Here is a 21,888-nt window from a genome sequence, read left to right as displayed (position 1 = left end):
AAAATGTAATTTCTAAGTTACTTATTAACAACAACTCCAACAATATGGGCCTTTGCTAACTCTAATACCTTTTTCGCTTCTATTGCATCCTCAAACTTAGTGTGATCATTTTTAACGACTAAAATGACTCCATCACTTTGATTGGCAACTAACTTCGAATCTGATACTTCAAGTACAGCATTAGAATCTATTAAAATGACGTCATATTGCTGTTTCACCTTATCTAGTAAATCAAGCATTTGTTGAGAGCTCAGTAGTTCGACAGGATTATGAGTTATAAGTCCGCTTGTTAATAAATCAAGCCTCCAAATCTCTGTGTGGTATACAGCCTCCGTAAATGATTGCCTCCCGGTTAGCACATCTGTTAATCCGTTCGTATTAGGGAGTTTGAAAAAGGAATGTAAAGCGGGTTTTCTTAAATTGGCATCTATCAAAAGAACCTTTTTCTTTTGTTGCGCCATGGATACGGCTAAATTTGTAATAATAGTTGACTTTCCCTCACTGCCGCATGGTGATGTAACCAAAAAGGTTTGACTTTTCTTTCCTGAGAGCATGAATTTAATATTGGTTTGGATCATTCGAAATTGCTCAGCAATACGAGATTCTGGATGGGAGTAGGTGATGATGGTCCGTTTTTTTATATCGGTGGATTCTTTTCTTTTATTTACCGCCAACCGACTCGCCCCCCGTTTCTAGTTCAAAATACATTCTATTTTTTTTTCGTTTTAAATTCCGTTTGCTTATTCGTGGGACCTTTCCTAATACAGGTAACCCTAGCATCGCTTCAAGGTCATTATTCGGGCGAATTCTGTTATCCAATGACTCCAGTAAAAACGCTAATCCGATTCCAATCACGATACCAACAGCTACTGCAAAGAATAATTTATTATTATTCTTTGGATTAATGGGATTGGTATTTACCTTCGCCTTGGATAACACTCGAACATAATCTTCCCCGACAATTTTGGGTACCTCGTCTTTAAATACATTGGCGACTGTATCTGCTAGGATCGCTGCCTGATTAGGGTTCGAGTCCACTACACTTATACTTACAACCTGAGAATTATCCACGCTGGCTACCGTGATTTGATTAGCTAATTCTTCAGCAGTTTTATTTAATTGCATCTGGTTAATGACAATATCCAAAACGGCTGAATCTCTAATAATTACCTGAAGTGTTTTTCTTGATTCCTCATCTGCTCCAATGATTATTCTTGAAGAAGATTGATACAGAGGTGTAATAGCAGCATTATTTAAAGTAAAACCTGCTATTCCTGAGATTACTGTTAGTAGGGCTATAATCCAAAATCTTCTTTTGATCACACTTACTATTTCTTTTAAATTAATTTCCTTTACCTTGGGACTTTGGTCATTTCTATTTAGATTAATCGTATTCATGAAACCACCTTTATTTTAAATATTTTAAGAACATAGGAGTAAATATTAGTTTGTTTATTTCACCAGTAAATCCATACTTTATATTTAACATTTTAGTTCTATATAAAGAACGTGTCAATGCTTTCTTTCCCATTTTCTACTATTTAGGTGATTCAAAAACTAGACGCTAAGCTCCATCTGCTTCCTGAGCAGATGATTAAACATCCCTTTCTTTTCATGTGCCAGTTGGGCAAATTGACCTTTCTGGATAATCTCTCCCTGCTCTAATACAATCACTTGGTCGGCATTCCGAATGGTTGATAATCGATGAGCAATTACGATCACCGTCATTCTTCCTTTTAGTCTATCTAATGCCTCTTGAATCTTGGACTCATTTTCTGTGTCTAAGGCACTTGTTGCTTCATCTAATACTAGAATGGAAGGTTTGCGAAGGATTGCTCTGGCCAAAACGAGCCTTTGCCGTTCTCCACCAGATAATCTTATTCCTCTATCTCCAACAATAGTCTCCAATCCTTCCGGCATCTTTTTAACAAAATCCGCTGCTGCCGAAAACTCTAGTGACTCCCAAATTTGAGTTTCATTTGCCTCAGGATTTATCATAAGGAGGTTTTCTCTAATAGTGGCGTTAAACAGAAAAGGTTCCTGTGGTACATAACTAATTGAACGTCTTAAAGACAACAATTTATCCTCTGAAAGAGGTTCCCCATCAATAAGGACACTCCCGGACTCTGGTTTATTCAACCCCATAATCATATCTATTAAAGTACTCTTTCCTGCCCCGGATGGACCTACAATGGCGGTCATACTTTGAACAGGAATATTCAAATTAATATTTTGAAGTGCATAGCTTGATTCTTTTGAGTTATATCTAAAAAATACTTCCTTACATTCGATACCCTTTTGAATGTGAAGAGGTTTAATATCCTTGTAGCTTGTGTTATTTGAAACCTCTAATGCTTTGTTACATCTTTCTTGTAGTACAACTAATGAGCGAAAGGCGGGTATTGTTGTTGCAATTTGCTCCATACTAGCTTGAATACTAGTAATTCGAGGCCATAATCTTGAAAATATCATTAATATGAGAAAAAATTGTTCAGGTTTCGCATCAAGCATCAGAAAATAAATCAATAGAAAGATTGCTATTAAACTGGCTGAAGCAATTTTATAAAAAGTTTGGGAGGTTGTTTTTAATTTAATATAATCAATTTGCTCCGAGACCATATCGTTTGTTAAACTCCTCAGCCATCGTAACCTGGATTCTTCCAAGGTGTTACTTTTTATATCTTTAATACCATTTAATTGATCCGTAATACCTGCAAGATATTCCTGGGCTAACAAGGACGTTTTTAACCCTAGTTGTTTTGACTGCTTGATGAATCTGCGGGAAAAGAAGGCCAGTATAAATCCTGAGACTAAGACAAATAAGGTTAATTTTGTTGATAACCAGAATGCAATTCCAATTTGTATAACTGTAAAAACCATTGATGATAAAAATTGTGTAAATTGAATAATCCCACCTGTTACGCGGGAAAGCTCCATGGTCATGACGTTAATCAAATCTGACTTTTTTTGTTTCGTAAAAAATTCCCAATTTGCCTTCATTATTCCATTGTAGGTTTCAACTCTTAATTGCCGGACAAACCCCTGTGTAATTTTAACATTCCTAATTTCTAAGTTTTGCTGAAGCAAATTTTGTGTAATAACTAACAAAATATAACAACCCAAAATCATAGCCAACACCATTAATTTAGGGAATTTCTGCAAGAAATCAAATACCTGCAAAAATTTTATAGTTTCCATATCTACACTGATTATTCCACTGTAATGAATCATTGGAATTAATAGAAATATCCCCATTCCATCAAGGAAACTTACTAATCCCATACCGAAAAGATTTAAATATAGGATATTACCAGAGTAGGAATATAACTTTTTTATAAAATAAAATACGTAATTCACTATTTACGCCCTCCTTGCTTCGGAATAATTCTTCGTTTTCCTTAAGATCACAATAATCGGCCGCAACGGGAAATATAGAAAATGAAGAATTTTCGGCAGAGGAAAAAACTCTGCGTCCTCCGGATAAGGATAAAGGGTGCTCGCAAAGAAAAGCACTTTTTGTCTCTTGGACATTAACGAAATTAAATGTCGCTTATGATACTCAGACACATCTTTTGGCACTGGGTATGTATGAAGATTAACCATTTGTTTTATATAAAACAAAGCATCTCCTGCTAACTGCTTTGTCTGCTTTCGATTTATGTTTTCCATCATTTCATCAGGTACTTTTGTGCATAGCAATTCTGAAGCTAAATATAATGCCTGACCACCCAATTGAAGAAATTGATTTTCTCTAAGTAAATCCTTGGTTTTGTTCCAATTAAGTTCCATTTTTACTAATTTTTCAATATCCATTAACCACCTTAGTCTTGACCAGCCATGGCGCGCTCCATGAGATACTAAAAATAAAAATAAATCTTCAAACCCTAATGTATAAACAGGGTAACTTGTTAATTTACTAACTCTTTTTCGATCCCACAAATCATTAAAATTTGGCTCTTTCGCAGGACCAGGATTCAGTCTCCAGTGGATTTCGACTTTTATCTGTTTTTCCGGATGGGAAAACGTAATATGATGATGTCGCCATTTCCAATCATTTAACACAGTTTCAATATAATCATCTTTGATATATCCATGATCCAATAACAGTTTTTCTGCAAGTGATAATTTTTCAATTGGTATTAATATGTCTATATCAGCAGACGTTCTTAACGATACATCGCCATAAAGGTCAACTGCCAATACTGTTCCTTTTAAAAATAGACTGCGAATGTTATTTTTATCAAATAATTTAGCAACATTTTCTGTTTCGCCACTGAGAAAAAGCATGCGAAAAATGTTTTTTTGATAAGAGAGTTTCAGCTTTTGGCACACGAATTCCGGAACAAATTCACTGTCTAGTTCTTTGATTTTTTTATAAACAATCGGAAAAACACGATGATGAATAGTTAATGTATAAAAAGTATCCCAATTTATTTTTTCCAAGAGATCAGGGCTTAATTTATCTATTGTTTGCTCCTCATTTATTAAGGAAAGTAACAATTTTAATTCTATAGGAAATTGCTTTACCTGCTCTTTAAATAATGTATCCACTTTGGTTTACTCCTTTAGGTTCTATCCATTCATACACCTTGCAAATTTTCCTACTACTGTAAATTGATCCATAACTTCCTCGCCCGTTATAATCAACGTTCCACTTCTGAGCCAAGCATGGGCTGCCAATTGTCCATCCTCATCTCTTCCAGTTCCTAAATAAAGAGTACAATCGATCTGCCTTCTTTGCAGCATTTTCATTGCGGCTATGGCCTTTACCAAACACTTACTTTGCCAAGGTGTGTAATTGCTCATAATATAAATAGCATTTGATATGTTCTTTAAAAGTTTCTCTTCTGAAGGATTCCGGTTAAATGAGGATTCCTCCATATGTTCACCCAAAATAGGGGCAACTTTTGAAAAAGGCATCGATTTTAAAATGCGCCCCCAGGCCAAAAAGATAAAAGCCTCTATAAACAATCGCTTTTCTTTTGAATCCAACAACACAAATGTTTTTACTATTCGGGCAAGTTTCATGACAAAATCCCCCTAATTCACGATTTGAATTAGGCCCTCATTATTTAAATGGTTGATAAAGGAGAGAACATCCTGCTCACATACTTTTTGCTCAATTTCGTAGTCCTTCAGTAATCTGTTTACTACTTCCATAATTTCTGTAGGTGACTTGATTAATTCCCAAATTTCTCCACCTATTGTCCCTAAGTTGTAGTATTTTCCACTTTTAATACTAAGCATGACTTTTTCACCATTCATATCACTAACTACATTGCCTTCTGCTTGCAAGACTACTGATGCTAGTGAAATAGTTTGTGTACTAATCATATTAGTCCCCCCTATTTTATATTGGATAACAGTAGAGACATTAGTTCGGAAGCTGTAAACTCTCCAATTGGTCTCTGTAATTGAAACATATTAATGTGATTTAAAATTTTTGCTGATTCTTTAAAATGCCATTCTGTCATACCTAAACGGGTTACCAAAAAGTTCCGGTAAGTATGTATATTTAAAGTATGCAATTGTTCTAATCCCTCAATTTTCTTTAGGTGAGGCTTTTCTTGTTCGTTAATCACCAGCTCAAAAATAGCTTCTAGTGGTATTTTTTCTTCTAGAAATCGTTCATGAACTGGAACAGCAAATTTTGTTTCTCTATCAAATAATGGTTGTAAATTGGCTGATTCTATACCAAATTGGTTTAGGCTTTCTTGCCACAATTTCTGTTGAGGATAGGATGGAGTGACATAAGGAACATTGTTTTGATCAAAAGATATTGGTATGACATCATCACTTAATAATTGATAGCCCTTATTCATTAATGCTGCCGCCAAGGTTGATTTCCCCGCACCTGAGTGACCCACAATGGCATAGGCTTTCCCTTCAATTGCAATAGCACTTCCATGCAATGGTAGGATCTTTCGCTGAAGAAGTACGGCTCCCATACAGGTGCCAAGGATATATAGGCGTATTTTATCTTCTTCTGTCCCTTTTATTGGAGATACGATAATTTCTTTTCCATTTTGAATAGAAAAGATCGCCGTATCAGGAACTTCAAACATGATTTCATTTCCTTGCACAACAAACTTTTTCACTGTTCCGGAATCTATTTCATACCAACGTTGAGATAAGTCACGTTTTTTAATTTCGATGTCTGCCTCATTAACTGTATGTTTTAATAACGTCATTTCAGGCAAAACTATTTCACTTAATAGATTCAATCCAAATCCCTTATACAATAGGGCACTTTTTGTGATAGTCATGTTCTCACTCCAGCTACCGAGAAAAATTTTTAAAAGCCCTTACACACTTTGCATTGTATAAGGGCAGTTTTGTGGCCATGATTCACTGAAATCTACATTCATTAGCTGTACTTTACTGGATCGTCTGGATCTGGTTGTACTGCATCTGGAATTTTATGACCAGGTCCTGCCATAGTCATGTTAACGTTCAGTACTTCTAATTCAGGAGTGCTCCATTCTTTTTTCATGCTATCACCTCCTTTCAAGCAACTTTTTTTATAAATCGATAGAATATTAAACTACGCATTAATATTTTAAAATCTTGATCGTAGACATATTCCGGACCCGGAATCTCTTTAAACTTTGGTATAATGGTACGAATGAACTCTATATTTAAGTATTCAGCTACTTGAGCATCATTAAGCATTTGCTCTAACTCGTTTATGAACTTACTCCAATGTGACGTCATTCTAATGATTCCATCGGCACCTTGTGCTCCTCTAGTTCGAAAGTTCAATCGTATATTGTCTGGTAATAAATTTTTAGTTGTTCTCCTGATTAGAGCTCTGTCTAAACCATTTTGAACGTATTGTTCCTCAGGTAGGGATAAACAAAAACGAGCGACACGCAGATCATTAGTAGGATCACGATCCCATACTTTATATGGCAGCGAAAATTTGGATCCATACGTTCCTGTTATATTCCAGTAGTAAAGCTGTTCAAATTGCATTTTTCTAATTTCATACCAATTTTGCGAGATGGTTCCATTCCGATCAATTCCATGACTTAATAGGGTTTCGAATACTCCCATATTCTCGGCAAATTCTGAATTGATCATTAGTGGAGAAGGGTCCACTTCTTTCCCAGTGAAAATTCTACCAACTAATGGAAATGTTTTCCGAGCTACAACTGACACAACTCTTGACTTTTTTACTTGCAGGTTTCTACTATATAAAAATATTTCTCGAATACTTCGAATCAGCTGAAACTTTTTTAATAACCTGACGTGGTATTCTAACGCTGGACCCCAAGAAACTGTCCAATTTCCTCTTTGACCATTAAGAAGCACCCCTACACCTTTTTGGTTAGCCCGCTCATAAATCCCTTTTAGCCAATAACTATTTTCAAAAAACTTATAGGGCATTTCTAAGTGATTTAGCCATTCATCAATGACTGTGTATGAACTTTCCCCCTCAAAATCCAGAAATTCGGGTACTATATTCCCAACAAAATTTACAGTCGATTCAATCAGTGGACGCTCATTAGCTACCCGACTTTTAGGGGTCCAGTCCTCAAACTCTTGTAAAGGTACGTAGCTAAAGGTATGCAATTGTTTGCTCTCCCCGCGCAATGCTGGAGCAGCTAGACACGCCACTGATCCGGAATCTAATCCGCCGCTTAGGTGAGCGCCCACTTTGTGAATCGTTCTTAATCGGTCATTAACAGCCCTTTGGTAGACCTCCTTAAAGGCCTCTTCATATTCCTCATTAGACTTCAATTTCAACTTATTTTCTTCTGGCAACTGACAATACCTTGATACTGTTAGTTCGCCATTTATCACTTTTAATGAATGTGAAGGGGGAATTTGCCGCAATGTTGTATAAACCGTTGAAGAAGGATCTACCGATTCAAACATCCCCGGATTCGCTAAAAACTCTGCAATCCATTGTTTATTTAATGTTTTTTCTATGTATGGTAATTTCAATAAAGGGGCCATCACAGTCGAGAATGCAAACTTGTTGTTTTGAAAGTGGAAGTAGAGAGTCCTTAAACCAGAATAATCCCTAGCCCCAAACACCTTCTGCTCTCGCTCATCCCAAATCATATAGGCAAAATCGCCAACTAAATACTTGGGTGAGTCTTCGCCCCATTTATCATAAGAAAGGAGGATTAGTTCGCTGTCCGTTATGGATTTTTGCTTTGCCTTTGGGATTTGGAGTTTTTCAAATAGTTCAGCCCGATTATCAATGATGGCATCGGCATTTATGGCCAGTTTCCTTTCTAGATCATAATAAGGAAGCTTCTCACCGACAGACTCTGGTGTGATCCATTGTGCATGACAGCCGAGGAAGATTTTGTCGCTATACCAAGTTTGAACATCATCTGCTGGATATTTTTCTAGTTCTTTCATTAATATTCTGCCGTGTTCAACAATTAAAGGTTCATTATTCATATGATAGATCCCTGCTATAGCACTCATGGTTTTCCTCCACCAACTATGTAAAAAGTCATTAGTTAAATACTATTATCCTATTATTCTTCCTTTTATAACCGAATATTCTGAATAAATAATATGAAACAAAGGTTCTAAAAAAAGAACACAGTTAGAATATTCATTTAAAAGATTATATATACATAAAACCTTTAATTACCGGTATATTTACCTAATTATTTTCTTTTCTACCTAATAAATCTGGGATACAAACTCTTTATCTGTTCTACATAAAGAACAACTTGATAAAACTATATTATAATCTAATAGTCTCATTGTCAACCATCTTCCCCCTTACAAAATCCAGCAAATTCTGCAATTTCTAAAAATTTATTGACACCTTTTATAAATTGTAGTAAATTTTATAAAAAGTCTTAATATTGATTTTCTTATCAAGAGAGGTCGAGGGAATGGCCCTGTGACGCCTCAGCAACCTTCAGTGGATTTTTTCACTGAAAAGGTGCTAACTCCTGCAAATTGTTAATTTGCGAGATAAGAAGAATGACGCTTTGGTCGGATTACAAAAGTCTTCTTCTTATAGAGGGCTTTTTTCTTTTATTACCACGCTTTAATGCCGCAATGCTTTAAAGTGAGAAAACACTACAATTTTACTAAACAGGGAGTGTGCACAATGTACAAAATTGATACGAAACTTGCTCAAATTGGAAACAGAAGTGAAACGGAGACAGGCACCGTGAATCCACCGGTATATTTTTCAACTGCCTACCGCCATGCAGGAATTGGGCAATCGACTGGGTTTGATTATACTCGGACAGGAAACCCAACACGCCAGCTCCTTGAAAAGACGATTGCTGATTTGGAAGGCGGCGATCAGGGGTTTGCCTGCAGCTCTGGAATGGCGGCGATTTTCACGATCCTCTCCTTATTTCAATCTGGAGATGAGTGGCTTGTTAGTGAGGATTTATACGGAGGGACTTATCGTCTATTGGAAAAAGGATATAAAAAATGGGGCTTAACATCTCAATATGTGAATACGTGTTGTCCGGAAGAGGTTGAAAGCAAGATTACTCCGCAAACAAAAGCCATCTTTCTCGAGACTCCTACCAACCCCCTCATGCAGGAGGCAGATATTGCAGCGATTTCCGAGATTGCAAAAAAGCACGGAATTCTGCTGATTGTTGATAATACCTTCTATACTCCGCTCTTGCAGCAGCCGATTAAGCTTGGTGCGGATATTGTCATCCATAGTGCGACCAAATATCTGGGTGGACATAATGACGTACTTGCCGGATTGATTGTTGCCAAAGGCCAAGATCTTTGCGAGCAACTGGCCCTTTATCATAACGGAGCCGGCGGTGTGCTTAGTCCGTTTGATTCCTGGCTGCTTATGCGCGGTATGAAGACTCTATCCTTAAGAATGGAGCGCCATGAAAAAAATGCGCAGGCCATCGTTGAATTCCTTTCCAAACATGATGATGTCATTGATGTTTTATATCCGGGACGCGGCGGAATGGTTTCCTTCCGAATTAAGGATGAAACGTGGGTTAACCCATTCCTGCAGAATTTAGAACTTATTTCGTTTGCGGAAAGCCTGGGCGGAACGGAAAGCTTCATTACTTATCCAGCAACACAAACCCATGCTGATATTCCTGAAGAAATCCGCATTCAACAAGGTGTTTGTAATCGATTGTTGCGTTTCTCTGTTGGTACAGAAGATGCGGAAGATATTATTTTTGATCTTAGTCAGGCGTTTGCCAAAATTCGTGAAGGAGTGATTGCATAATGGAAACCGAAGATTATTGTTTTGAAACGAGGCTGCTTCATAACCGTCATAAAGTGGACCCTGCTACGGGTGCGGTAAGTGTTCCGATCCAGCATGCATCCACCTTTCATCAATTTGATATCGACCAATTTGGCAAATATGATTATGCCCGCAGTTTAAATCCGACTCGAGAAGCACTGGAGGATGTCATTGCCGAATTAGAGGGCGGCGTGAAAGGCTTTGCTTTTTCATCAGGAATGGCGGCCATTTCCACAGCCTTCTTGCTTCTTTCTTCCGGCGATCATGTCGTGATTACGGAGGATGTCTACGGTGGGACGTTCCGAATGGTGACCGAGGTTCTTACACGATTCGGGATCCAACATACGTTTGTCGATATGACAGACCTTGATCAGGTAAAACAGGCAATTCAACCTAATACAAAGGCCTTTTATGTTGAAACACCTTCTAACCCGCTATTAAAAGTGACGGATATTCGCGCAATCAGTCAATTGGCGAAAGAAATTGATGCGTTGACTTTTGTGGATAATACATTCCTAACTCCACAGCTTCAGAAACCATTGGAGCTGGGAGTTGATGTGGTGCTACATAGTGCTACGAAATTTTTAGCGGGACATAGTGATGTCGTTGCCGGGCTAGCTGTTGTGAACGATGACGCGCTAGCGAAACGGCTTTACTTTTTACAAAATTCCTTTGGAGCGATTTTGGGAGTTCAAGATGCCTGGTTAGTACTACGCGGGTTGAAGACTCTCCATGTTCGCCTGGAACAATCGCAAAGATCGGCATTAACCTTGGCAGAATTTTTACAAGCCCATCCGCTTGTCGAAAAAGTATACTATCCGGCTCTTGAGGATCACCCCCAATACGAAATTCAACAGGAACAGGCCTATGGTGCCGGTGCGGTTTTATCGTTTGAACTAAAGGATGAAGATGTAGTTCGCTCCTTTGTTTCCAATGTGAAGATTCCGGTATTTGCTGTGAGTCTTGGTGCGGTGGAGTCGATTTTATCTTATCCTGCAAAAATGTCACACGCTGCTATGCCGCAACCAGAACGTGAAAAGCGAGGCATTAAAAATAGTTTACTTCGTTTATCTGTCGGTCTGGAAAATCCGGAAGATCTTATCAAGGATTTTTCCCAGGCCTTTGAAAAGCTTGCACACAACGAATTGGTCTTACAACGAGGGGAATCGAAATGAGCTTTTTAGAAAAATTATCGAATCAAATCTTAATTGGGGATGGCGCAATGGGAACGCTGCTCTATTCCTATGGTACGGATTGCTGCTTCGAGGAGCTGAATCTTTCCCAGCCCGAACAAATTCAACGCATTCATCAGGCTTATATCGATGCCGGCGCCGATGTGATTCAAACTAATTCGTATGCGGCCAATTATTTGAAGCTGCAGAGGTATGGTTTGGAGGATTCGGTGAAGGAGATTAATAGTGCCGCTGTTGTGAATGCGAAAAAGGCGGCGCAGGGAAATGCCTATGTACTAGGTACCATTGGTGGCAATCGCGGCATCAAACCCAATTCTATTACTATAGAAGAAATTAAACGCAGTTTCCGTGAACAGCTGTATTGTCTATTGCTAGAAGGTGTTGACGGATTGTTGCTGGAAACCTTCTATGATCAGGAAGAGCTTGAAACAGTACTGGCGATTGCTCGTAAAGAAACGAAACTGCCGATTATTGCACAGGTTTCCTTGCAAGAGCCGGGTTTTTTACAAAATCGGACTCCTGTAAATAATGCTCTGAAACGGCTTGAAGAGATTGGTGCTGATGTCGTGGGGATTAACTGCCGGCTTGGTCCGCACCATATGCTGGAGGCACTGGCTCAAATTGAATTGCCGAAGCATGCGTTTCTGTCAGCCTATCCGAATGCCAGTCTCCCCGCTTATACAGATGGGAAATTTCATTATGACGGAGATGCCGATTATTTTCGGCATTCTGCACAAAGCTTCCGAAATGAAGGGGTCCGCTTAATAGGTGGATGCTGTGGCACGACTCCGGCTCATATTCGCGCTTTTGCAGCAGAAGTAAAGAGTAGTGTACCAATTTACGAAAAAGTCGTAAAATTAAAACCAAGGTCGATTCATGTTGAAAGCCAATCAGCGAAACGGGATTCTATCCCGCTTCATGAAATTGTGAAAGAACGGCCTTCTGTCATAGTAGAATTAGATACTCCGAGAAAACTAGATACGAAAAAGTTTTTTGAAGGAGCAAAAGCATTAAAAACAGCAGGTATCGATGCGATTACGATGGCGGATAATTCGCTGGCCCAGGTGAGAATCTCCAATGAATCACTTGGCTATTTAGTGAAACAGGAGTTGGGCATGCGCCCACTGATCCATATCGCCTGCCGAGACCGTAATATCATCGGATTGCAATCCCATTTAATGGGGCTTCATACTTTAGGGATGCATGATGTGTTGGCGATAACCGGTGATCCAGCGCGAGTTGGCGACTTCCCAGGAGCCTCTTCCGTTTATGATGTCTCTTCTTTTGAGTTGATTCAAATGATTAAGCAGCTCAATGAAGGGTTATCGTTTTCTGGGAAAGATTTAGGGCAGAAAACGGCCTTCAGTATCGCCGGTGCATTTAACCCGAATGTCCGTTCACTAGAAAAAACCGTAAAACGTTTGGAAAAGAAAATCAGTTACGGTGCGGATTACTTTATTTCTCAGCCTGTTTTTTCTGAGGAAAAGCTCGTGGAAGTGTATGAGCATACCAAGCATCTGAATGCACCGATTTATATTGGGCTCATGCCTTTGACAAGCAGTAAGAATGCCGAGTTCCTTCATAATGAAGTGCCCGGCATTAAAATTACCGACTCCATTCGTGAACGGATGGCGAAGCTGAGCGATAATCCGGTGGCAGCCGCCCGTGAAGGAATTGAGATTACGAAATATTTGATTGATGCTGCATTGGATTTATTTAATGGCATCTATTTGATCACACCATTTTTACGTTATGAAATGACCGCTGAACTGGCCCATTATGCCCGACAGCGTGCAGGTGAAGTGAGGGGGAACAGCTATGCCGAAAACACCATTTACTGAACAATTGAAAAAACGGATCCTCGTGATGGACGGGGCCATGGGAACGATGTTGCAGCAAGCTGATCTTACCGCAGATGATTTTGGCGGCGAAGAGTACGAAGGCTGTAACGAAAATCTTGTGTTGACTGCTCCTGAGGTGATCGCCAAGGTTCACCGTGAATATTTGGAAGCAGGCGCTGATATTATTGAAACAAATACCTTTGGCGCAACGAGTATTGTTCTAGATGAATACGAGTTGGGCTATAAAGCCTATGAAATTAATAAAAAAGCCGCGTTGATTGCTGCAGCTGAGGTCGAAAAAGCATCGACGCAGGAATGGCCGCGTTATGTTGCTGGTTCGATGGGACCAACGACTAAAACTTTAAGTGTAACCGGTGGAACCACGTTTGAAGCTTTGGCCGTTTCCTATGAGGAGCAGGCACTCGGTCTCATCGACGGAGGCGTCGACTTGTTGCTCTTAGAAACAAGCCAAGACATGCTGAATGTAAAAGCAGGCTTTGTCGGGATACAGAATGCCTTTGAAAAAACAGGCAAAACCTTGCCATTGTTTATTTCAGGAACGATTGAACCGATGGGAACTACGTTAGCTGGACAATCAATTGAATCGTTCTTTATCTCGGTTGAGCATATGAAACCTGTTGCAGTAGGCTTAAACTGTGCCACCGGTCCGGAGTTCATGCAGGATCATATCCGCTCTTTAGCTGCTCTTGCTTCAACAGCCGTCAGCTGCTACCCGAATGCCGGCTTGCCTGATGAAGAAGGTCATTATCATGAGACACCGGAAACTTTGGCAAAGAAGCTTTCTGATTTTGCAGCCCACGGCTGGCTTAACATTGTCGGCGGCTGCTGTGGTACAACACCGGATCATATTCGAGCCATTTCTGAAGCAATGAAAAATTATCTGCCGCGTGAGTTTAAACCATCTGAGCTGCACATGGTCTCTGGTATTGAACCGTTTATTTATGATGACCCAACATTGCGCCCCATCATGGTTGGGGAACGGACCAATGTTATTGGATCACGAAAGTTTAAACGGTTGATTGCGGAGGGGAAATTTGAAGAGGCTGCCGAAGTTGCCAGAGCTCAGGTGAAAGGCGGCGCCCATGTCATCGATATTTGCTTAGCCGATCCTGATCGTGAAGAGCTAGTTGATATGGAGAATTTTATTACCGAAGTCGTCAAGAAAATTAAAGTCCCATTGGTGATTGACTCCACCGATGATAAAGTAATTGAAAAGGCCCTTACTTTTTCACAAGGGAAAGCGATTATCAACTCGATTAACCTGGAAGATGGTGAGGAACGCTTTGAGACAATCGTTCCATTGATTCACCGTTATGGTGGAGCAGTCGTTGTCGGAACAATTGATGAAAAAGGCATGGGGGTAACGGCGGAGCGAAAACTGGAGATTGCCAAACGGTCTTATGAGCTTTTGGTTCATAAATACGGTTTGAAACCTCAGGATCTGATTTTTGACCCCTTGGTATTCCCTGTCGGAACTGGAGATGAACAATATATTGGTTCAGCAAAAGCTACTGTTGATGGAATTCGTCTAATTAAGGAACATCTGCCAGAGGTACAAACGATTTTGGGAATCAGTAACGTTTCCTTCGGCTTGCCGCCAGTTGGCCGGGAAATTTTAAATTCCGTGTTCTTGTATCACTGTACGCAGGCCGGTCTCGATTATGCGATCGTCAATACCGAGAAATTAGAGCGTTTTGCCTCGATCTCTAAGGAAGAGGTCGAGTTGGCCGAGAATCTCCTATTTAACACAAACGATGCAACATTGGCCGTATTTACTGATTTTTATCGTGATAAAAAGAAAGAAACGAAGTCCGCCATTCCGAATATGACGCTTGAAGAGCGGCTTTCCTATTATATTATCGAGGGCACAAAGGAAGGTCTATTACCGGATTTGGAACAGGCTCTTACTCAATACCCTGCCCCATTGGATATCATCAATGGACCATTGATGGAGGGCATGAAAGAAGTTGGCCGTCTATTCAATGACAACCAGCTGATCGTTGCCGAAGTGCTGCAAAGTGCTGAAGTCATGAAAGCCGCTGTTTCTTTCTTGGAGCCATACATGGAAAAAGGCGATGTCTCCTCTTCAAAAGGAAAAGTCATCCTGGCAACGGTTAAAGGGGACGTGCATGATATTGGGAAAAACCTCGTCGATATCATTCTAAGCAATAACGGCTATGATGTCCGTGATCTTGGCATAAAAGTAACACCTGCTGATTTAATTAAGGCGATCCGTGAAGAAAAACCGGATATGGTTGGGCTGTCAGGTTTATTAGTAAAATCCGCTCAACAAATGGTACTGACGGCTCAAGATATGAAAGAAGCAGGTCTGTCCCTGCCGATTCTAGTCGGCGGTGCAGCTTTATCCCGTAAATTTACCGATACGAAAATTTCTAAAGAATACGATGGACTTGTGCTTTATGCAAAGGATGCCATGACTGGTTTGGCTTTGGCCAATCAACTCCATTCGCCTGAAGAGCAGGAGAAGTTATTTGAGGAAAAAAATAAAAAGCTAGCGGCAGCGGATATCCCGTTAGACTTGCCGGTTCGTTCCACTTCTTCTGTGGCTGTCAAACCAAAACCAGCTGTGTCTAAGGATGCTCCTGTATTCGTTCCAAAAGATACAAAGAGACACGTATTAAAAACATATTCCCTTTCCCATATTGAGCCCTATATCAATATGCAAATGCTTCTTGGGCACCATCTTGGCGTAAAAGGGAAAATCGCCAAATTACTGGCAGAAAAAGATGAAAAAGCGGTTAAGGTGAAAGAAATGGTCGATGGATTGTTAGCGGAAGCCAAAGCCAATAACTGGGTCACTCCGGCGGCTGTCTATCAATTTTTCCCGGCACAATCAGACGGCAATAAGGTGTATATTTATGACCCTGAAGATTTGAGCCGCGTCGTTGAAACCTTTGATTTCCCGCGTCAGGAATCCGAACCTTTCCTTTGTTTAGCGGACTATTTAAAGTCAGTTGACAGCGGTGTGATGGATTATGTTGGCTTCTTTACGGTAACGGCTGGAAGAGGCATCCGCCAAAAGGCTGATGAATTAAAGAGTGAAGGTCGTTTCCTTGAATGCCACGCGCTTCAGGCCATGGCATTAGAAAGTGCTGAAGGATTCGCCGAATTGATTCACCGTCAAATGCGCGACCGATGGGGCTTCCCGGATCCCATCACATTCACCATGCAGGACCGTTTCGCTGCTCATTACCAAGGACAACGCTTCTCCTTCGGCTACCCGGCCTGCCCCGATTTAGAGGATCAGAAAAAGCTGTTTAAGCTGCTTCAGCCAGAAGAAATCGGGGTGCAGTTAACAGAGGGCTGCATGATGGAACCAGAGGCCTCTGTTTCCGCAATGTTGTTTGCTCATCCGGAAGCTAGGTATTTTAATGTGTTGAAATGATTGAGTTGTTGTCCCCCGCGGTGATGCTGCGGGGGATTTTTAGCGTGGAATTGGTAGGGGCTTAGGTAGATCTGGTGCATTTCCGCGGACTCAGGCTTGATTCCCGCCGATATCCTGGTTAATCCCGCGGGTTTTGGCTGGAATCCCGCTCGTTTTTGCCGGAATCCCGCGCGTTTTTACCGGAATCCCGCAAGCTTTAACCGGAATCCCGCGAGCCCCGCAAAATATGAACATTCCTTGACAATTAACCTTAATTCCTATATAGTTACCCAGGTAACTAATTTATAAAAAACGGAGAAAATTATTTATGTACCACGAATTATTCCACACTCTTCATCAGCTTTCACGTCATCTGACCAACAAATTAAATGAAGCATTAAAACCATTAGGATTATACAGCTCACAATGGGCTGTAATATATGTGCTACACGAAAAAGGTTCATTAACCCAAAAGCAACTTTGTGAGTATTTGTTTGTTGAAGCACCTCCGATGACCCGGACAATTCAGCGCCTCGTCAGTCAGAGGTATGTCATGCAGATTCCCGGAAAGGACAAACGGGAAAAATATATTCAATTAACGGAGGAGGCTATAAACTCCTATCCCAAGTGGGAGCAAGTCGTTAACGAAACCAATAAGGCGCTTTTAGAAGGCGTACCCGACACAATACAGAAACAACTTCTTCAGCTGCAAATAGGCTGGCTGGGAAAACTTCGATAAGGAGAGGATTACATGAACAAATCTACGTTATGGACAAAAAACTTCATCAGTATTTCGTTCAGCAACTTTTTTCTATTTTTATCTTTCTATATCCTGTTGGTCACCCTGCCAACCTATGCACTGAATGATTTACATAGCAGCGCATCAACCGCAGGATTAATGACCACGGTTTTTTTATTATCTGCCATTATCTCACGACCGTTAGCCGGACAGTGGCTGGAGCGTGCCGGGAACAAAAAGGTCTTACTAACCGCCCTAATGATATTCGCGGGCGCCTCTTTGTTTTATTTTTTTCCTAAAAACATCGTTGGCTTCCTCGTCATACGACTTCTGCACGGAATTGGCTTCGGAATGGCGACGACGGCAGTAGGTACAATTGTGGCCGATATTATCCCTTCTTCCCGCAGAGGTGAGGGCATGGGGTATTTCGTTATGTCAACTAATATGGCGATGGTGCTCGGACCGTTTATCGGGTTGATGACCATTCAGCATTGGGGTGCCAAAATCATGTTTTTACTCAGTGTTGTGGTAGCCATCGGATCCTTGATAACAGGACTTAGTGTAAAACAGAAGAAATTGGAACAAACAAAAGATATCGAAGTGCTCTCGACTTTTTCCTTCAAAAGTCTTTTCGAACCATCTGCTGTTCCCATTTCGCTTGTTGGTAGCTTTATGGCAATCGTCTACTCTGCCCTGCTTTCCTTTGTATCGATCTACGCCAACGAAAGTCATTTAGCGAATGTCTCTAGTTTATTTTTCGTGGTTTATGCCATCGTGTTATTGCTCTCAAGACCGTTTACGGGAAAATGGCTCGATCGTTTCGGCCCAAATGTGCTTTCTTATCCTTGTATCATACTTTTTTCGATTGGGATGTTCATCTTAAGTATGAGTGAAACCGCAGTGATGTTCCTCATTTCTGCGGGAATGATTGGTTTGGGCTGGGGTACTTTGTTCCCAACTTTCCAAACCATTGCGATCCAGCAGGCTGAGCCGCAAAAAAGAGGGCTGGCGACAGCCACGTTTTTATCGATCTATGATACCGGGATGGCGCTTGGGTCTTATTTTATCGGATTAATTGCTGCCAAGATGGATTACAGTTCCTTGTATTTCTTGTGCTCGTTTTATGTTTTAATTGGCTTAGTTCTCTTTTATTTCCTTCATACGAGAAAAGGAAAAGGCCGTAGCGAAAAGGTTCAACAGCAAGTTCACAAAACTTCGATTCTCTAAATTTTTGAAATAAGCAAGATGTTTTACTTTTCAATTTAGGTATACCTATAATGATAGTGTAAAAACTTTACTTTGGAGGTTTTTGGAATGTATGATGTTGTGATTGTTGGAGCAGGTCCTGCAGGTGCAAGCGCAGCTTTAATTACCGCAAAAGCTGGAAAAAAGACATTAATTCTTGATAATGATAAGAGTGTGACGAAGCGCGCATGGATTGAAAACCATTATGGTGTGAAGGAAATTACTGGTCCGGATCTTGTTGAAATCGGGAAAGACCAAGCACGCAAATTTGGCGCTGAAATCGTTCAAGCAACTGTTACCAATGTGGCGAAAGCAGACGGCGGCCTAAAGGTAGAAACAGATAATGGGAGATTCGAGGCAAAACATGTTGTCTTAGCAACTGGTATGATGGCTGATCTTGCAGAAGCTGCCGGCATAAATACAAAGCCTGGTACAGAGCCAAGGGTAAAAACTATTCTTGACGTTGATGCCGCTGGAAAAACAAACATTGACGGAGTTTGGGCTGCCGGTACAATAGCAGGTGTCAGCATGCACACGATTGTAACTGCTGGCGACGGTGCCAAGGTTGCCATTAATATCGTTAGTGAATTGAACGGTGAACGCTATGTGGATCATGATATTTTAAAAGGATAAATTTAGGGCTGGCTCATTAATTTGGGTCAGCTTTTTATTGTGAGTTGTTGATAAATGGTGGATTAACGTCGATAAAAGATGGATTTATGTAGATAAGGTATGAAATTGTGTTGATATTTTACTAATTAGTGTTGATATCTAGCCTAAACACGTTGATAAATCGTAATTCCCGTCGATAAATTTTTCGCATCCTTCATTTTGTTGATTTTAAGTAAAAACCTGTCGATATCTCGTTGAATATTTCCCCAATTCACGTCAATATCCACTGAAACACGTTGATAAACCCCAATTTCATGTTGATAACACCCCTAAAATCTTCAATTCATGTAATATTTTCCCTTTCTCATCATATTTTAAAGTTAATTTTCCTGATTCTTTGGTACAATACAAAACATAAGACTAAAAAAATAGGGAGACATTCTATGATCAAAAGTGATACGAATCTGAAGCCAGTTGTGGCGGGGCTATTATTGGCCATCCTGATGTCGGCAATGGATAATACGATTGTAGCAACGGCGATGCCGACAATTGTTTCCGATCTTGGCGGGTTTGATAAATACATCTGGGTTACCTCCGCTTACATGGTGGCGGTGATGGCAGGTATGCCGATTTTTGGAAAACTATCGGATATGTATGGCCGTAAACGCTTCTTTATGTTTGGTTTAATCATCTTCTTAGTCGGTTCTTCACTGTGCGGGATTTCCCAAACCATTGTCCAGTTGAGCATTTACCGGGCAATTCAAGGGATTGGCGGCGGAGCGTTGATGCCGATTGCATTTACCATTGTGTTTGATATTTTTCCACCCGAAAACCGAGGAAAAATGACCGGATTACTTGGAGCCGTGTTCGGTGCATCGAGTATTCTTGGGCCTCTATTAGGTGCATACATCACGGATTACATAAGCTGGCACTGGATTTTCTATGTAAACGTGCCGATTGGCATTGTCTCGATCTTTTTAATCGTAAAATATTATCATGAGTCCTTACAGCACTCCAAGCAAAAAATTGACTGGTGGGGCGCCATTACTTTAGTAGTATCCGTTGTCAGCCTTATGTTTGCGCTTGAACTGGGCGGCAAGGAATATGATTGGCAGTCCGTACAGATTATTGGCCTTTTTATTAGCTTCTTTATCTTTTTTATCCTCTTTTTCTTTGCGGAAGCCAAAGCAGAGGAACCGATTTTGCCACTTTGGTTATTTAAACGGAGACTGTTTGCGACATCGCAAATCCTAGCATTTTTATATGGTGCTACCTTTATTATTTTAACGGTATTTATACCGATCTTTGTGCAGGCTGTTTATGGTGGAACGGCGAAGAATTCCGGGCTTATTTTAACACCAATGATGCTTGGTTCGGTGGCAGGGAGCTCGTTTGCCGGAATTTTCATGGCGAAAACAACTTATCGCAATCTGATGGTTATTTCCGTCATTTCCTATGTTGTCGGAATGTTATTGCTCGGCACGATGACGGTGGATACGTCACGCTTGATGTTAACCTTGTTCATGATTTTGGTTGGTTTTGGGGTGGGGTTCTCCTTCTCACTTTTACCAACCGCATCGATTCACAATTTGGAACCGCAGTATCGTGGAACGGCCAACTCCACCAACTCCTTCCTGCGTTCATTTGGGATGACACTTGGGGTAACGATTTTTGGGACAATTCAAGGAAACTGGTTCACGGATAACCTGAAAGAGGCCTTCAAAGGGATGCAAGGCGGCGCTAACTTTAAAATGGGCGATCCACGGCAAATTTTCCAAGCCGATGAGCGCTCGAAAATTCCTAGCTTTGTGTTAGATAAAATTGTTCAAGCAATGTCTGATTCCATTACACATACCTTTTTGCTAACATTAATTCCCATTGCGTTAATTGCCATTACGATTATCTTTATGGGGAATGCCCGCGTTACAATACCTGAAAAAGCATCGAAAAAAGGCTAGAAAAAAGCACTGGGCAAATGTGTCCAGTGCTTTTGTTTACGCATCAAGGTCGTTTCCGGCCTCAACAATATGAAATAACAGATGTGCTAGGTGATGGATTGGGCCGTATTCCTCGTCGTCTTTTTCATCATCGATTTCGTCGCTGAATTCCAGATCGTTTAAATACAGTGCCATGAATTCATAAAAGTCACTTAGCTGGAAGGCATAGCAGCCGACCGGTTCTTCATTATCCTCTTCATATTGCAGCACCATATAGGAGATGGTGCCGTCTTCATCGGCACCGTCAAAAAAGACAAAGAAACCGATATTGGTGTCGAGTTCAAATAAATGTCTTGTTCCGCCTGCTGTCGCCTTATCGAAGTCTTCCTGGTTTAACTTTTGCACCTGCATAGTGTCGACATTGTCTTCCTGGTGAAAACTTACTACAAATGAATTCATGTTCATCCTCCTCGAAAAATTCAGGTAACCCCCTCTTCATCCTTTCCAATTAACGAAAAAAAAATCCCTGATTTTCATCAGAGAAACATGATCAACCTACTGGTGGTTGAATAGGAATATAGGTAGCTGAAGCAGCCACATTTGTGCTTGCTTGTTGTTGGTCTACCGCTTTGGTAGCTCCAAATGGAAGCAATAAAGCTAATGAGAAAAGTACCATCGTTAATTTTTTCAATGTGG

At 40.5% G+C, this 21,888-nt stretch carries 20 protein-coding genes and 1 riboswitch; of the genes, 8 read left to right on the top strand and 12 right to left on the bottom strand.

The genetic code is table 11. From position 1 onward, the window contains the following. Positions 1–17 precede the first annotated feature (17 nt). The 9 genes from ACI3K6_RS10845 to ACI3K6_RS10805 form a co-directional block, all read right to left on the bottom strand. Positions 18–674 (bottom strand): CpsD/CapB family tyrosine-protein kinase, encoded by a 657-nt coding sequence (locus tag ACI3K6_RS10845; RefSeq protein ID WP_435554832.1) that lies wholly within the window; start codon positions 672–674, stop codon positions 18–20. Further along, positions 661–1,398 carry a YveK family protein gene (locus ACI3K6_RS10840; RefSeq protein ID WP_435554831.1) on the bottom strand — a complete coding sequence of 246 codons (738 nt, stop codon included), beginning with the start codon at positions 1,396–1,398 and terminating at the stop codon, positions 661–663. The genes ACI3K6_RS10845 and ACI3K6_RS10840 overlap by 14 nt, the downstream gene beginning before the upstream one ends. Positions 1,399–1,557: 159 nt before the next feature. Then, positions 1,558–3,357 carry an ABC transporter ATP-binding protein gene (locus ACI3K6_RS10835; RefSeq protein ID WP_435554830.1) on the bottom strand — a complete coding sequence of 600 codons (1,800 nt, stop codon included), beginning with the start codon at positions 3,355–3,357 and terminating at the stop codon, positions 1,558–1,560. A 3-nt stretch (positions 3,358–3,360) separates the two neighbouring features. Beyond that, complete coding sequence (locus tag ACI3K6_RS10830) at positions 3,361–4,551, bottom strand: nucleotidyltransferase domain-containing protein (protein ID WP_335475689.1); 1,191 nt, start codon at positions 4,549–4,551, stop codon at positions 3,361–3,363. 21 nt (positions 4,552–4,572) lie between these two features. After that, positions 4,573–5,028: a lasso peptide biosynthesis B2 protein gene (locus ACI3K6_RS10825; RefSeq protein WP_335475691.1), complete on the bottom strand. Its 456-nt coding sequence runs from the start codon at positions 5,026–5,028 to the stop codon at positions 4,573–4,575. A 12-nt stretch (positions 5,029–5,040) separates the two neighbouring features. Beyond that, positions 5,041–5,334 (bottom strand): lasso peptide biosynthesis PqqD family chaperone, encoded by a 294-nt coding sequence (locus ACI3K6_RS10820; RefSeq protein ID WP_435554829.1) that lies wholly within the window; start codon positions 5,332–5,334, stop codon positions 5,041–5,043. Between the two features lie 11 nt (positions 5,335–5,345). After that, positions 5,346–6,266: an aldolase gene (locus ACI3K6_RS10815; protein WP_435554828.1), complete on the bottom strand. Its 921-nt coding sequence runs from the start codon at positions 6,264–6,266 to the stop codon at positions 5,346–5,348. Positions 6,267–6,367: 101 nt separating this feature from the next. After that, complete coding sequence (locus tag ACI3K6_RS10810) at positions 6,368–6,493, bottom strand: paeninodin family lasso peptide (protein WP_335475696.1); 126 nt, start codon at positions 6,491–6,493, stop codon at positions 6,368–6,370. Positions 6,494–6,507: 14 nt separating this feature from the next. Beyond that, positions 6,508–8,445 (bottom strand): asparagine synthase-related protein, encoded by a 1,938-nt coding sequence (locus ACI3K6_RS10805; protein ID WP_435554827.1) that lies wholly within the window; start codon positions 8,443–8,445, stop codon positions 6,508–6,510. A 398-nt stretch (positions 8,446–8,843) separates the two neighbouring features. Beyond that, positions 8,844–8,956, top strand: a riboswitch (SAM riboswitch). Positions 8,957–9,088: 132 nt separating this feature from the next. Here ACI3K6_RS10805 and ACI3K6_RS10800 point away from each other — a divergent pair. From ACI3K6_RS10800 to metH, 4 genes are read left to right on the top strand one after another with little or no spacing between them, the layout of a single operon-like run. Then, the gene (locus ACI3K6_RS10800) at positions 9,089–10,201 is read left to right on the top strand and encodes a methionine biosynthesis PLP-dependent protein (RefSeq protein WP_435554826.1); all 1,113 of its coding nucleotides are present in this window, start codon (positions 9,089–9,091) and stop codon (positions 10,199–10,201) included. Next, entirely contained in the window at positions 10,201–11,394 is a 1,194-nt protein-coding gene (metC, locus tag ACI3K6_RS10795; protein WP_435554825.1) for a cystathionine beta-lyase, read from the top strand. Before ACI3K6_RS10800 ends, metC begins: the two co-directional genes overlap by 1 nt. Then, positions 11,391–13,253 carry a bifunctional homocysteine S-methyltransferase/methylenetetrahydrofolate reductase gene (locus ACI3K6_RS10790; RefSeq protein WP_435554824.1) on the top strand — a complete coding sequence of 621 codons (1,863 nt, stop codon included), beginning with the start codon at positions 11,391–11,393 and terminating at the stop codon, positions 13,251–13,253. Before metC ends, ACI3K6_RS10790 begins: the two co-directional genes overlap by 4 nt. Then, positions 13,231–16,680 carry a methionine synthase gene (gene metH, locus ACI3K6_RS10785; protein WP_435554823.1) on the top strand — a complete coding sequence of 1,150 codons (3,450 nt, stop codon included), beginning with the start codon at positions 13,231–13,233 and terminating at the stop codon, positions 16,678–16,680. Before ACI3K6_RS10790 ends, metH begins: the two co-directional genes overlap by 23 nt. 90 nt (positions 16,681–16,770) lie before the next feature. Here metH and ACI3K6_RS10780 read toward each other — a convergent pair whose 3' ends face one another. Further along, positions 16,771–16,914 (bottom strand): hypothetical protein, encoded by a 144-nt coding sequence (locus ACI3K6_RS10780; RefSeq protein ID WP_435554822.1) that lies wholly within the window; start codon positions 16,912–16,914, stop codon positions 16,771–16,773. A gap of 73 nt (positions 16,915–16,987) precedes the next feature. Here ACI3K6_RS10780 and ACI3K6_RS10775 point away from each other — a divergent pair, with 73 nt between their 5' ends. The 4 genes from ACI3K6_RS10775 to ACI3K6_RS10760 all read left to right on the top strand — a co-directional run bounded on the left by ACI3K6_RS10775 (position 16,988) and on the right by ACI3K6_RS10760 (position 21,213). After that, positions 16,988–17,398: a MarR family winged helix-turn-helix transcriptional regulator gene (locus ACI3K6_RS10775; protein ID WP_435554821.1), complete on the top strand. Its 411-nt coding sequence runs from the start codon at positions 16,988–16,990 to the stop codon at positions 17,396–17,398. A 12-nt stretch (positions 17,399–17,410) separates the two neighbouring features. Next, positions 17,411–18,625: an MFS transporter gene (locus tag ACI3K6_RS10770; protein ID WP_435554820.1), complete on the top strand. Its 1,215-nt coding sequence runs from the start codon at positions 17,411–17,413 to the stop codon at positions 18,623–18,625. 87 nt (positions 18,626–18,712) lie between these two features. After that, the gene (locus ACI3K6_RS10765) at positions 18,713–19,276 is read left to right on the top strand and encodes an FAD-dependent oxidoreductase (RefSeq protein WP_435554819.1); all 564 of its coding nucleotides are present in this window, start codon (positions 18,713–18,715) and stop codon (positions 19,274–19,276) included. A 422-nt stretch (positions 19,277–19,698) separates the two neighbouring features. Further along, positions 19,699–21,213, top strand: a complete 1,515-nt coding sequence (locus ACI3K6_RS10760; protein ID WP_435554818.1) for an MDR family MFS transporter — start codon at positions 19,699–19,701, stop codon at positions 21,211–21,213. A 36-nt stretch (positions 21,214–21,249) separates the two neighbouring features. On the opposite strand, the gene ACI3K6_RS10755 is transcribed toward ACI3K6_RS10760, so the two are convergent. Then, complete coding sequence (locus ACI3K6_RS10755; RefSeq protein ID WP_335475718.1) at positions 21,250–21,651, bottom strand: cytosolic protein; 402 nt, start codon at positions 21,649–21,651, stop codon at positions 21,250–21,252. A 91-nt stretch (positions 21,652–21,742) separates the two neighbouring features. Then, positions 21,743–21,883, bottom strand: a complete 141-nt coding sequence (locus tag ACI3K6_RS10750) for a hypothetical protein (RefSeq protein ID WP_335475720.1) — start codon at positions 21,881–21,883, stop codon at positions 21,743–21,745. Between the last annotated feature and the right edge of the window lie 5 nt (positions 21,884–21,888).

This window comes from Neobacillus solisequens (genome assembly GCF_051233465.1).
Lineage (GTDB): Bacteria > Bacillota > Bacilli > Bacillales > Cytobacillaceae > Neobacillus.
Note: the sequence above shows the minus strand (reverse complement) of the source record. Positions and strands in the feature narration are given on the sequence as shown.

What these genes read in the sequence shown, in the direction of transcription:
- ACI3K6_RS10840 (WP_435554831.1), bottom strand. Translation starts at nt 1,398, where the DNA reads ATGAATACGATTAATCTAAATAGAAATGACCAAAGTCCCAAGGTAAAG.
- ACI3K6_RS10825 (WP_335475691.1), bottom strand. Translation starts at nt 5,028, where the DNA reads ATGAAACTTGCCCGAATAGTAAAAACATTTGTGTTGTTGGATTCAAAA.
- ACI3K6_RS10820 (WP_435554829.1), bottom strand. Translation starts at nt 5,334, where the DNA reads ATGATTAGTACACAAACTATTTCACTAGCATCAGTAGTCTTGCAAGCA.
- ACI3K6_RS10815 (WP_435554828.1), bottom strand. Translation starts at nt 6,266, where the DNA reads ATGACTATCACAAAAAGTGCCCTATTGTATAAGGGATTTGGATTGAAT.
- ACI3K6_RS10810 (WP_335475696.1), bottom strand. Translation starts at nt 6,493, where the DNA reads ATGAAAAAAGAATGGAGCACTCCTGAATTAGAAGTACTGAACGTTAAC.
- ACI3K6_RS10805 (WP_435554827.1), bottom strand. Translation starts at nt 8,445, where the DNA reads ATGAGTGCTATAGCAGGGATCTATCATATGAATAATGAACCTTTAATT.
- ACI3K6_RS10800 (WP_435554826.1), top strand. Translation starts at nt 9,089, where the DNA reads ATGTACAAAATTGATACGAAACTTGCTCAAATTGGAAACAGAAGTGAA.
- metC (WP_435554825.1), top strand. Translation starts at nt 10,201, where the DNA reads ATGGAAACCGAAGATTATTGTTTTGAAACGAGGCTGCTTCATAACCGT.
- ACI3K6_RS10790 (WP_435554824.1), top strand. Translation starts at nt 11,391, where the DNA reads ATGAGCTTTTTAGAAAAATTATCGAATCAAATCTTAATTGGGGATGGC.
- metH (WP_435554823.1), top strand. Translation starts at nt 13,231, where the DNA reads ATGCCGAAAACACCATTTACTGAACAATTGAAAAAACGGATCCTCGTG.
- ACI3K6_RS10780 (WP_435554822.1), bottom strand. Translation starts at nt 16,914, where the DNA reads ATGTTCATATTTTGCGGGGCTCGCGGGATTCCGGTTAAAGCTTGCGGG.
- ACI3K6_RS10775 (WP_435554821.1), top strand. Translation starts at nt 16,988, where the DNA reads ATGTACCACGAATTATTCCACACTCTTCATCAGCTTTCACGTCATCTG.
- ACI3K6_RS10770 (WP_435554820.1), top strand. Translation starts at nt 17,411, where the DNA reads ATGAACAAATCTACGTTATGGACAAAAAACTTCATCAGTATTTCGTTC.
- ACI3K6_RS10765 (WP_435554819.1), top strand. Translation starts at nt 18,713, where the DNA reads ATGTATGATGTTGTGATTGTTGGAGCAGGTCCTGCAGGTGCAAGCGCA.
- ACI3K6_RS10760 (WP_435554818.1), top strand. Translation starts at nt 19,699, where the DNA reads ATGATCAAAAGTGATACGAATCTGAAGCCAGTTGTGGCGGGGCTATTA.
- ACI3K6_RS10755 (WP_335475718.1), bottom strand. Translation starts at nt 21,651, where the DNA reads ATGAATTCATTTGTAGTAAGTTTTCACCAGGAAGACAATGTCGACACT.